This is a genomic window from Polaromonas sp., assembly GCF_043778355.1.
GTDB lineage: Bacteria > Pseudomonadota > Gammaproteobacteria > Burkholderiales > Burkholderiaceae_C > Polaromonas.
The window spans coordinates 41,269-52,138 of sequence record NZ_JAYWHI010000079.1 but is presented as its reverse complement, the minus strand read 5'-3'; the positions used below and the strand labels follow the sequence as shown (position 1 = coordinate 52,138).

Annotated in this window: 8 protein-coding genes and 1 tRNA gene; 4 read left to right on the top strand and 5 right to left on the bottom strand. The window is 63.2% G+C overall.

The window, feature by feature from the left end; genetic code table 11:
* Positions 1-293: 293 nt before the first annotated feature.
* Both ACH2CW_RS11820 and hrcA read right to left on the bottom strand, forming a co-directional pair.
* Positions 294-370, bottom strand: a tRNA-Ile gene (locus tag ACH2CW_RS11820).
* Positions 371-407: 37 nt separating this feature from the next.
* Positions 408-1,427, bottom strand: coding sequence for a heat-inducible transcriptional repressor HrcA (gene hrcA / locus ACH2CW_RS11815; RefSeq protein WP_395058319.1), 1,020 nt, complete (start codon positions 1,425-1,427; stop codon positions 408-410).
* Positions 1,428-1,475: 48 nt separating this feature from the next.
* Here hrcA and ACH2CW_RS11810 point away from each other — a divergent pair, with 48 nt between their 5' ends.
* From ACH2CW_RS11810 to rapZ, 3 genes are read left to right on the top strand one after another with little or no spacing between them, the layout of a single operon-like run.
* Positions 1,476-2,351: an NAD kinase gene (locus ACH2CW_RS11810; protein ID WP_395058317.1), complete on the top strand. Its 876-nt coding sequence runs from the start codon at positions 1,476-1,478 to the stop codon at positions 2,349-2,351.
* Positions 2,348-3,991 (top strand): DNA repair protein RecN, encoded by a 1,644-nt coding sequence (gene recN / locus ACH2CW_RS11805; RefSeq protein WP_395058315.1) that lies wholly within the window; start codon positions 2,348-2,350, stop codon positions 3,989-3,991. The genes ACH2CW_RS11810 and recN overlap by 4 nt, the downstream gene beginning before the upstream one ends.
* The gene (gene rapZ, locus ACH2CW_RS11800) at positions 3,988-4,920 is read left to right on the top strand and encodes an RNase adapter RapZ (RefSeq protein ID WP_395058313.1); all 933 of its coding nucleotides are present in this window, start codon (positions 3,988-3,990) and stop codon (positions 4,918-4,920) included. Before recN ends, rapZ begins: the two co-directional genes overlap by 4 nt.
* Before the next feature lie 66 nt (positions 4,921-4,986).
* On the opposite strand, the gene mutY is transcribed toward rapZ, so the two are convergent.
* From mutY to mutM, 3 genes are all read right to left on the bottom strand, one after another.
* Positions 4,987-6,057: an A/G-specific adenine glycosylase gene (gene mutY, locus ACH2CW_RS11795; RefSeq protein ID WP_395058323.1), complete on the bottom strand. Its 1,071-nt coding sequence runs from the start codon at positions 6,055-6,057 to the stop codon at positions 4,987-4,989.
* A gap of 80 nt (positions 6,058-6,137) precedes the next feature.
* Positions 6,138-8,108 carry a dynamin family protein gene (locus ACH2CW_RS11790; RefSeq protein WP_395058311.1) on the bottom strand — a complete coding sequence of 657 codons (1,971 nt, stop codon included), beginning with the start codon at positions 8,106-8,108 and terminating at the stop codon, positions 6,138-6,140.
* Between the two features lie 74 nt (positions 8,109-8,182).
* On the bottom strand, positions 8,183-8,998 hold the full coding sequence (gene mutM, locus ACH2CW_RS11785) for a bifunctional DNA-formamidopyrimidine glycosylase/DNA-(apurinic or apyrimidinic site) lyase (RefSeq protein ID WP_395058309.1): 816 nt from the start codon (positions 8,996-8,998) through the stop codon (positions 8,183-8,185).
* A gap of 61 nt (positions 8,999-9,059) precedes the next feature.
* Between mutM and ACH2CW_RS11780 the strand changes: the two genes are divergently transcribed.
* Positions 9,060-10,847, top strand: coding sequence for a tetratricopeptide repeat protein (locus ACH2CW_RS11780; RefSeq protein WP_395058307.1), 1,788 nt, complete (start codon positions 9,060-9,062; stop codon positions 10,845-10,847).
* Positions 10,848-10,870 lie beyond the last annotated feature (23 nt).

Here is a 10,870-nt window from a genome sequence, read left to right as displayed (position 1 = left end):
CCTGCGTTTTGCTGCCTTTGCTGCCGTGTCGACGGCCGCCTGGATCGCCTTGGGGCCTTTGGTGGCAACCCCTTTGATCAGTCCGGACTTGTGCGCAGCATCGGCCTCCGCCCGCTTGTAGGTGGCGATGAGTTCGGCGTGGGCGAGGGGTTGATTCACGAAGACTTCTTTGTCCAAAACGCCATTTTTTGCGCTTTTTCCCCTGAAATTTCTACTTTCCAGCCATCCAGGAACAACAACGCCCCAGGGGGCCCGAACCGGCCGCTGAGGCGGATATTTGGACGCAAAGTGGGTGGTAGGGCGTCACAGACTTGAACTGTGGACCAAAGGATTATGAGTCCTCTGCTCTAACCAACTGAGCTAACGCCCCACGTCGCCAGCGCAGATTGTAAGGCTGGAAGGCGGCTCTACTTGCTGTGGCTGAGCGCGCTGCTGACCATCTTGGCGGTGATGTCGACGATCTGGATCATTTTTTCGTAGGGCATGCGCATGGGGCCGATCACGCCCAGGGTTCCGACGACCTGGCCGTCCACCTCGTAGGGCGCGGTCACCACCGACAGCTCCTGGTAGGGCACCACCTGGCTTTCTCCGCCGATGTAGATGCGCACACCCTCGGCGCGGCTGGAGACATCAAGCAAACGCATCAACTGGGCCTTTTGCTCAAACAGGTCGAACAGCTTGCGCAGGTTGCCCATGTCGCCGGAGAAGTCACTGACGGTCAGCAGGTTGCGTTCGCCAGAAATCACGACTTCGTCGCGCGACTCGATGGCTTCGGAGCTGACCTGCACCGCCGCCTGCATCAGGCTGGCGATTTCGCCGCGCAGGACTTCCACCTCGCGCTGCAGGCGCTCACGCACTTCCTCAATGGCCATGCCGGCATAGTGCGAGTTGAGGAAGTTCGATGCTTCGATCAGCTGCGTCTGGGTGTAGTCGGTCTCGGTGAAGATCACGCGGTTCTGCACATCGCCGTCGGGCGAAACGATAATGACCAGGAAACGCTTTTCGGACAGGCGCAAAAACTCGATGTGGCGGAACACCGAGGTGCGGCGCGGCGCCATCACCACGCCGACAAACTGCGACAGGCTGGACAGGATGTTGGCGGCGTTGCTGAACACCTTTTGCGGCTGGTCCGGCGCCAGCCGGGGCGGCGCCAGCGCACCAGCGGCCGAGAACTGGTCGCGCTGCATGGTCAGCATGGTGTCGACAAACAGCCGGTAGCCGCGGGCAGTGGGAATGCGACCGGCCGAGGTGTGCGGGCTGACGATCAGGCCCAGTTCCTCCAGGTCGCTCATGACATTGCGTATGGTGGCCGGCGACAGGTCCATGCCGGACGCCTTGGACAGCGTGCGCGAACCGACCGGCTGGCCGTCGGCAATATAACGCTCTACCAGCGCTTTGAGCAGGTGTCGGGCACGTTCGTCAAGCATGAAGGCATTCTACGAAGCTTGTCATGCATGTTGTGATGTAATTTGACGATGAAGTCGCAATTCCGTCACGTCGCCCTGATCGGGAAGTACCACGCCCAGGGTTCACGCTCGGCGCTGGAGGAAATTGCCAACTTCCTGCACACACAGGGCTGCGAGGTAACCCTGGAGCGCGATACCGCCAGCAACACCGGCCTGACACAGTACCCGGTGCTCGACGTCGCTGGCGTAGGCGCGCATTGTGACCTGGCGCTAGTGGTCGGCGGCGACGGCACCATGCTCGGCATCGGCCGGCAACTGGCGCAGTTCGGCGTGCCCCTGGTCGGCATCAACCAGGGGCGCCTGGGTTTCATTACCGACATTGCCTTCGAGGATTTCCAGACCGCGCTCGAACCCATGCTGCGTGGCGAGTTTGAGGAGGACCGGCGCTGGATGATGCAGGCCAAGGTGGTGCGAGACGGCCGCTGCGTGTTCAATGCGACCGCCATGAACGACGTGGTGGTCAACCGCGGCGCCACCGCCGGCATGGTCGAACTGCGGGTCGAGGTCGATGGCCGCTTCGTGGCCAACCAGCGCGCCGACGGCCTCATCATCGCATCGCCGACCGGCTCTACGGCTTATGCACTGTCGGCCGGCGGCCCGCTGATCCACCCGTCGATTGCCGGCTGGGTGCTGGTGCCGATTGCACCCCACACGCTGTCGAACCGTCCCATCGTGCTGTCCGACGCGGGCGAGATCACGGTAGAAATCGTCGCCGGGCGGGACGCCAGCGCCAACTTCGACATGCAGTCCCTGGCCAGCCTGCTGCACGGTGACCGTATCACCGTGAGGCGTTCAGAGTTCCAGATGTGTTTTCTGCATCCCAAGGGCTGGAGCTACTTCGACACCCTGCGCAAAAAACTTCACTGGAATGAAGGTGTGGCATGAGCCTTAAAAACATTGCCCTGCGCGACTTTGTCATCGTGCGCGAACTGACACTGGATCTGGACGGCGGCTTCACCGTGCTGACCGGTGAGACCGGTGCCGGCAAATCGATATTGATAGACGCGCTGCAACTGGCGCTGGGTTCGCGCGCTGATGCGGGCGTGGTGCGTGAAGGCGCGCAGCGCTGCGAGATCAGCGCCACCTTTGATGCGCCAGCCTCTCTGGCCGGCTGGCTGGACGAAGCCGGTTTTGCCAGTGACGACGATTTGCTGCTGCGCCGCACCGTGGACGCCCAGGGCAAAAGCCGCGCCTGGATCAACGGCAGCCCGGCCACGGCCACGCAGTTGCGCGAGATCGCCGACCTGCTGGTCGACATTCACGGCCAGCACGCCTGGCAAAGCCTGACCCGGCCCGATGCGGTGCGCGGCCTGCTCGATGCTTATGCCGGTCTGTCGACCCAGGCACTGGTGCTGGCCTGGCAGGGCTGGCGCAGCGCGCACAAGGCGCTGCTCGATGCGCGCGACGCGCAGGACAGCCTGCAGCGCGAGCGCGAGCGTCTGGCCTGGCAGATCGGCGAGCTCGACAAACTGGCGCCCGGCTTCGATGAGTGGGACGAGCTCAACACCCAGCACAGTCGGCTATCGAATGTGCAGTCCTTGCGCGACGCGGTGCAGACCGCGGTCGATGCGCTGCAGGAAGCTGACGACAATGCCGCCGCCCTGCTCGGGCGCGCGCTCATCGCGCTACAGAACCAGGAGCACATCGAGCCTGAATTCAAAGGGCTGACCGAGGTTTTGGGCAGTGCACTGGCGCAGGTCGAGGATGCCGTGCATTCCCTCAACGGTTACGCCCGCCATGCCGAGCTGGAGCCGCAACGCCTGGCCGAGCTCGATGAACGCCTGGCGCTGTGGGTCAGTCTGGCACGGCGCTACAAACGCACGCCGGCCGAACTGCCGGAGCTGCTGGCGTCCTGGCGCACGGAGATGCAAAAACTCGACGCGGCAGCCGACCTGGCCGGCCTGGAAAAGGCCGAACAAGCAGCCAAGGCCACCTATATGGACGAAGCACGGGGCGTCTCGAAAGCGCGCACCAAAGCCGCACCGCTGCTGGCCAAGGCCATCACCCAGGCCATGCAGGGTCTGGGCATGCAGGGCGGCAAGTTCGAGGTGGCGCTTGTCAAACTGGAACAGCCGGCGCAATACGGGCTGGAGCAGGCCGAATTTCTCGTCGCCGGCCACAGTGGCAGCACACCGCGTCCTGTCGGCAAGGTCGCCTCGGGCGGCGAACTCTCACGCATCGCGCTGGCAATTGCCGTGACCACCAGCCAGCTCGGCCAGGCGCAAACCCTGATTTTTGACGAGGTTGATTCCGGCGTCGGTGGCGCGGTCGCGGAAACCGTGGGCCGCCTGATGAAGCAACTCGGCAAAGATCGGCAGGTCATGGCCGTCACCCACCTGCCGCAGGTTGCGGCCTGCGCCGACCAACATTTGATGGTGGCCAAACGCACGGACAAGGGCCAGACCGCCAGCACCGTCGAAGCGGTGCATGGCGAACAGCGCGTTGCCGAAGTCGCGCGCATGCTGGGCGGTGAAAAACTCTCGGGCACCACGCTGGCCCACGCCAAGGAAATGCTGGGCCAATGACTGCCCCCGACCAACCCTCCAAGATGCTCGACATGGTGCTGATCACCGGCATGTCGGGCTCGGGCAAGTCGGTCGCGTTACACGCGCTGGAAGACGCCGGTTATTACTGCGTGGACAACCTGCCGCCCGAGTTGCTGCTGTCTTTTGTGGCGCTTGAAAAGCAGCATGGTGCGAGCAGGGTGGCCATTGCGATGGACGTGCGCAGCGCGGTCTCGCTGCCGCTGGTGCCGCAGCAGCTCCGGCAGATGCGCGAGCAAGGTGTGGCGGTGCAATCGGTGTTTCTTGACGCCAGCACCGACACACTCGTGCGGCGTTTTTCAGAAACGCGGCGTATGCACCCGCTGACGCGCCGCGATGCATCGGACCAGCAGCGGGCGCTGGTCGACGCCATCAACGAGGAGCGCGAGCTGCTGGGCGAGCTGCGCGAACATGCCCATGTGATCGACACCAGCATGATCCGTTCATCGCAGTTGCAGGGTTACGTGAAGGCGCTGATCTCCTCACCGGCGGCGCAGTTGACCCTGGTGTTCCAGTCCTTTGCCTTCAAGCGCGGCGTGCCGGTCGATGCCGACTATGTGTTCGACGTGCGCATGCTGCCCAATCCGCACTACGAAGCCGGCTTGCGCCACCTGACCGGCAAGGACAGCGAGGTTGTGGCCTACCTGCAGGCCCATGCCGAGGTGGACGACATGTGTAAACACATCGAGCAGTTTATCGGCCACTGGCTGCAGGCGCTGGTGCGTGACCACCGCAGTTATGTGACCGTGGCCATTGGCTGTACCGGCGGCCAGCACCGCTCGGTCTACCTGGTCGAGCGGCTGGCAAAGGCTTTCAGTGCGAACTGGGTCACTCTCAAGCGTCACCGGGAACTTGATGCGGCGGCGTTACCGCTAGCCAGCCCGACGCAAAACAAAGCTGGACGCTCCTGATTTTATAGCTATTCACGCCCGGTGCGTATGGGCTGGTGGCCAATTTTCTTCATAAACGGACAGGCATCAGGCCAGCAGCTTGCGAATCGGTGCCGGCAGGCCCAGCACGGTCCAGTCCGCGCGCCCGAACCAGGCACCCTCCCCCGCAAGCTGCAACGCCATGGCCTGGCGCGCCGACAGCACCAACCGCATTGGCGACAAGCGCAAATCCTTGTGTGTCAACACATGCACAAACGGCGGAACCGCCTGCAGATGGCCCTGCAGCCTTGCCGGCAAGGCGGCAAGCAACGCGTCCTCGTCGCTAAACACCGGAAAACAGTACAAACCGCCCCAGATGCCAGTGGCGGCCCGGCGCTCCAGCCAGACAGCCCCGTCGGCGCGTTCGGCCCAGAGCAGGCTCAGGGGCAGGACACTACGTTTGAGCTTGCGGGTTTTGACCGGAAAGCGCTCGGGCGCGCCACTGGCCAGCCCCCGGCACAGGTCCTGCACCGGGCACAACAGGCAGGACGGCTGGCGGCTGGTACAAATCGTCGCACCCAAATCCATGATGCCCTGGGTGTAGCGTGGCATGTCCTCCCGCAGCCGGCGGCGCGGCAGCAGTTCGGTGGCCAGGCCCAGCAGGATGCGCTCCTGGGCGCTTGAAGCCAGGTCGCCGGAGAAAGCGGTCAATCGCGTCAGCACCCGTTTGACGTTGCCGTCGAGGATGGCCACCCGTTCAGAAAAACAAAAGGAAGCAACTGCAGCAGCCGTCGAAGGCCCAATACCCGGCAAGGTTTGCAGCAGCTCCGCCGTCTGTGGAAACTGCCCGCCATGCAGCTCTACCACGTCCTGCGCGCAGCGATGCAGGTTACGGGCCCGGCTGTAATAACCGAGACCGCTCCACAGGCCCAGCACCTCGTCCGACCGGGCTGCGGCCAGATCGGCCACCGTGGGGAACCGTTTCAAAAAGCGCGCGTAGTACTCCAGCACCGTCGCCACCTGGGTCTGCTGCAGCATGATCTCGGACAGCCAGACACGGTAGGGGTCGCGGGTGTTCTGCCAGGGCAGGCTGTGGCGGCCATGACTTTCCTGCCAGTGCACGAGCTTGCTCGAAAAAGCTGGCGCCAGCGCAGCCGCCACGTCGGCCAGATCAGGCATCTCGGCAAACTGGATTTTTTTGATAGATAGCCGGGACGCGCCAGGGACGCGCGAACGGGTCAGCGCCATCGCGCGTTCATTCAGGCCGCTTGGATCAAGGGCGCTGCTTCAGTGTCCGGAACAGGGTCCTGCCTGCTGACCGGCGCGGTGGTCAGTTGCGCCGTCAATTCATCAAGCTTTCCGTCCAGCTCGTTGATCTCGCGCTCGTGACGCTCAATTTCGTCGATGCGCTCATCAAGACCGGTGGCCGCCTGCTGGATGCGCTCTATCGCCTCGATGCGGCGACCGAAATTTTTACGTCGCTCCTTCAACTGGGCATCCAGCTGCGAGGCTGCCGACTTGTTCCATAGCTCAACCTCGCCCAGAGCGGTTTCATAAACCACCCGCAAGCGTGTTGCCAGCGCACGCACCAGGCGTTCAGAAAACTCGGGCTGGGCCAGCTTGAGGATGTTGGCAACGCCAAGGTACTGCAAATGGCTGCGTTCAATTTGCTCCAGATCGACCAGGAAGCGGGACATCTCGGGCTCTTTCGGGGCCTGCAAGGAAAAACCGAACTCGGCATTGAGCTGCTTGAACGAACCCGCCAGCATGTTCTGGATCTCGGCACTCGTGCGCTGGGCATTTTTCAAACTCTCGTGAAGCCGCGCAAAGGTCTGCCCATAAGCCTTTTTGACACCCAGCTTGATGCCGGGCTGCTTGAGAACTTCGGTCAATTGCGCCAACTCGGATTTCAGCGTGGGCGTGCCCAGCAGCGTAAACACTTCCCGCAGCAGCTTCAGGTGAATCGAGCGCACCGCCTGGATCTTGGCGCCGCTGGTATTGAACTCGACCTGCTCTTGCTCGATGCGCGAGCGCATGTGTTTGATGACCGATGTATTTTTCCCGCGCAGGCCACGCAGTTCCATCATCTGCTCGGCCAGGTCGCGCCGGCGAATATGGATGACACGCCCAGCCTCGGCGCGCAGCTCAGTGATGCCACCGGTGACAGCGGAGCGCAGGATTTTCTGCCGCTGCCCCATCACACCCTGCGCCAGCGCCCGCTCCAGCCCGGGCAGGCAGCTCGCCTGCAGCAGCTTGTCGTTGGCGGTGACTTTGGCGACCAGCCCTTTTTGTGCGGAGACCGGAATCACCTGAGCCACCGGCAAGCCGAGGATGTCGGCCGAGGTGGCCCGCTGACGATCAATCTGCGCCTGAATCTGCGCGGGTGTGCTCAGTGCATCCCACAGGGTGTCGATTTTATTGAGCACCACCAGCCGGGCGTCGTTGTCGTCGCCGTCGGTGACCAGGTGTTCGCGCCAGATTGCCAGGTCAGACTTGGTGACACCGGTGTCGGCCGCGAGAATGAATACCACCGCATGCGCCTGCGGAATCAGGCTGACGGTCAGTTCAGGCTCGGCGCCTATCGCATTGAGGCCCGGCGTGTCGAGAATGACCAGCCCCTGTTTGAGCAGCGGATGGGCAATGTTGATCAGGGCATGGCGCCACTTGGGCACCTCGACCATGCCCTGCGCATCAATCCGCGGATTATCCTCGGGCGCGTCGTCATGCCAGAAACCCAGCGCGCGGGCCTCGTCACGGCTCACATGGCGAACCTCGGCAACTTTTTCCAGTGCCTGCGCAAGCTGCACAGGGTCATTCACATCGAGATCCACGCGCGTCCATTTTTCGGGAACCGCGCGCCACTCCATCAGCGCCTGGGGCTTGAGCCGGGTTTCAATGGGCAGCAAGCGCAGGCAGGGTGGGACTTCGGCGTCGTAGCCCAGCTCGGTCGGGCACATGGTGGTGCGGCCGGCACTGGCCGGCATGATGCGCCTGCCGTAGCCGGCAAAAAAGATGGCATTGATCAGCTCGGACTTGCCGCGCGAAAACTCGGCGACAAAAGCCACCATGACCTTGTCGGAGCGGACCTGCGTTTCCAGCCGCAGCAGGCGCTCCTCCACGGCGGCGTTGATCAGGTCATGGTCTTTCAGCCATTCAGACAGCAATTTGAGCCGCAGCGCAAATTCGCGCCGCCACGCGCCGTGCTGATCAAATTGTTCGTTAAAAGACATGATGGGCAGTGGACATAGGTCAATCAATATAGCATCGCTCACCTAAATCGGCCATCCGCGACTCTGTGTGATTTTCAGGGTTTTTGACAGTTGACACAGTAAAAAGTGGAACGCTGGCCCTGCCGCATGCTGCGTATAGGCGCCGCGCAGACCTTGCAGGGCAGACCGGCCCGGTCGTACACCCTGGCTTCAAGCTGAAAATAACCGCTGTCGCCCTGTGCATTTGAAAAATCCCGCAGCGTGCTGCCGCCTTTGGCCACGGCCTGCGTCAACACTTCGCGGATCGCCGCATGCAGCCGGGCGGCGCGCGGCTTGCTGAGCCGCGCGGCCCGCACCGTGGGCCGGATACCGGCCATGAACAGGGCTTCCGAGGCATAGATGTTGCCCACCCCGACGACAATTTCGCCGCCCAGCAGCACCTGCTTGATCGCGGTTTGCCGCAACTGCAAGGCGGCATGAAAGGCCAGCGCATCAAAGCCCTCGCCCAGCGGCTCCACGCCGAGCCGTCCGAGCAGTTTGCGCGCGCTCGCATCGTCCTCGGAAGAGGCATACACCACAGCACCGAACCGGCGCGGGTCGTGCAGCCGCAGGCTGCCGGCACTGGTACGCATTTCGAAGTGATCATGTTTGCCCGACGGGGGCAGATCCGCAGCAAAACCCAAGCTGCCGGACATGCCCAGGTGAATCAACAGCAGGCCGCCGCTGGTGTCGAGCAGCAGGTATTTTCCACGCCGGCGCACCTGCAGCACGCGGTGGCCCACCAGTTGCGCCGGGTCGCAGCCCAGCGGCCAACGCAGCGGCTTGCCCATCTGCAGGCCGAGGATGCGGGCGCCGGCGATGCGATCGGCAAAACTCAGGCGGGTGACTTCGACTTCGGGCAGTTCAGGCATGGGCTTACAGCAATCATTGACATGCCCGGCAGGGGCGCGGAGCTTGAATTATCATGGTTCGATGAAACATCTGATCTGCGCCTTGAGCGCGCTTTCTGTGCTTTGCCTGGCGCTGCCGCCAGCCTTGGCCCAACCCGCCCAGACTGCGCCGCCGGCACTGCCGCAAGCGGCCCGACCGGATGCCCCCGCCGCGGCGCAGGCACCGCCTGCACCGTCCAGCCTGGACGGGGAATTGTTCTACCAGTTGCTGATCGGCGAAATCAACACCCGCGCCGGCGAACCGGCGGCAGGTTTTGCCCTGATCCTCGACGCTGCTCGCAAAACCAAAGACGCCCAGTTGTTCCAGCGCGCTGCCGACATTGCCCTGCAATCGCGCTCCGGCGATGCCGCGCTGCAAGCGGCGCAGGCCTGGCGCCAGGCGCTGCCGGCTTCGCGCGAGGCCAACCGGTACGTCCTGCAAATTCTGATCGCGCTGAACCGCATCACTGAAACTGTGGAACCCCTGCGGGCCGAACTGAAGCTGACACCACTGATCGAGCAGTCACAGGTCATCGCCACCTTACCGCGGCTGTATGCGAGGTCGGCGGATAAAAAACTGGCTGCAGGCGTGCTTGAGCAAGCGCTGGCTGAGCCTTTGGCTGCCCCGGCCACCAGTGCCGCAGCCTGGACCGCTGTCGGTCGCATGCGGCTGGCTGCCGGTGAGCTGGCTGGCGCGCTGGATGCCGGCGAACGCGCGCAGACGGCGGAAGCGAGCGCCGACGGTCCTGCCCTGCTGGCCCTGGAATTGATGGAGCCCAAACTCCCGCGCGCCGAAACCCTCGTCAAAAAATACCTCGATGGCAATGCCAAAGCCTTGCCGGAAATCCGCATGGCCTACGCGCGCAACCTGCTGGATGTCCAGCGGTATGCCGAGGCCAGCGCGCAGTTGCAGGTGGTCACCCGTGAAAAACCCGACTATCCGGAAGGCTGGCTGGTGCTGGGCTCCCTGCAGTTGCAGGACAACCAGCTCCAGGCATCGCAAACCTCGCTGCTGCGCTACGTCGAATTGGTCCAGCAGGGCGAGCAAAACGAGCAGGCCACGCGCGGCCTGTCCCAGGCTTACCTGTCGCTCGCCCAACTGGCCGAAAAACGCAAGGATTTCGCCGGCGCTGAAAACTGGCTGGCGAAAATTTCCAATTCTCAGGAACTGGTGCAGGCGCAGAGCCGGCGCGCTTCGCTGTTGGCCAAGCAGGGCAAGCTGACCGAAGCCCGCCAGTTGATACGGCAATTGCCCGAGCGCAAGCCCGAGGACGCCCGCATCAAACTGATGGCAGAAATCTCCCTGCTGCGCGACCAGAAAGAATACAAAAGCGCTTACGAGCTGCTGAGCAAAGCGGTCACGCAGTTCCCGACCGAGCCCGAGCTGCTGTACGACCAGGCCATGATGGCCGAAAAGCTCGGCTCTCTGGCCGAGATGGAGCGACTGCTGCGCCAACTGGTCCAGCTCAAGCCCGACTACCACCACGCCTACAACGCGCTGGGCTACTCGCTGGCCGAGCGCAATGTGCGCCTGCCCGAGGCCAAACAGCTGATTCAGAAAGCCCTGGAATTTGCGCCGGCTGACCCTTTCATCCAGGACAGCCTGGGCTGGGTCGAATTCCGCCTGGGCAACAAGGCCGAAGCCGCCAGGATTTTTGAAGTCGCCTACAAGGCCAAGCCCGATGCGGAAATCGCTGCGCACTACGGCGAAGTGATGTGGAGCCTGGGCCAGCGCGACAAGGCCATCGCCGTCTGGAAAGAAGGCATGCTGCTTAACCCGGAGAACGAAACCCTGCTTGAAACGCTGAAACGCCTTCGCGTCAAGCTGTAAGAACTTGCCCAACCGGAGTTGCT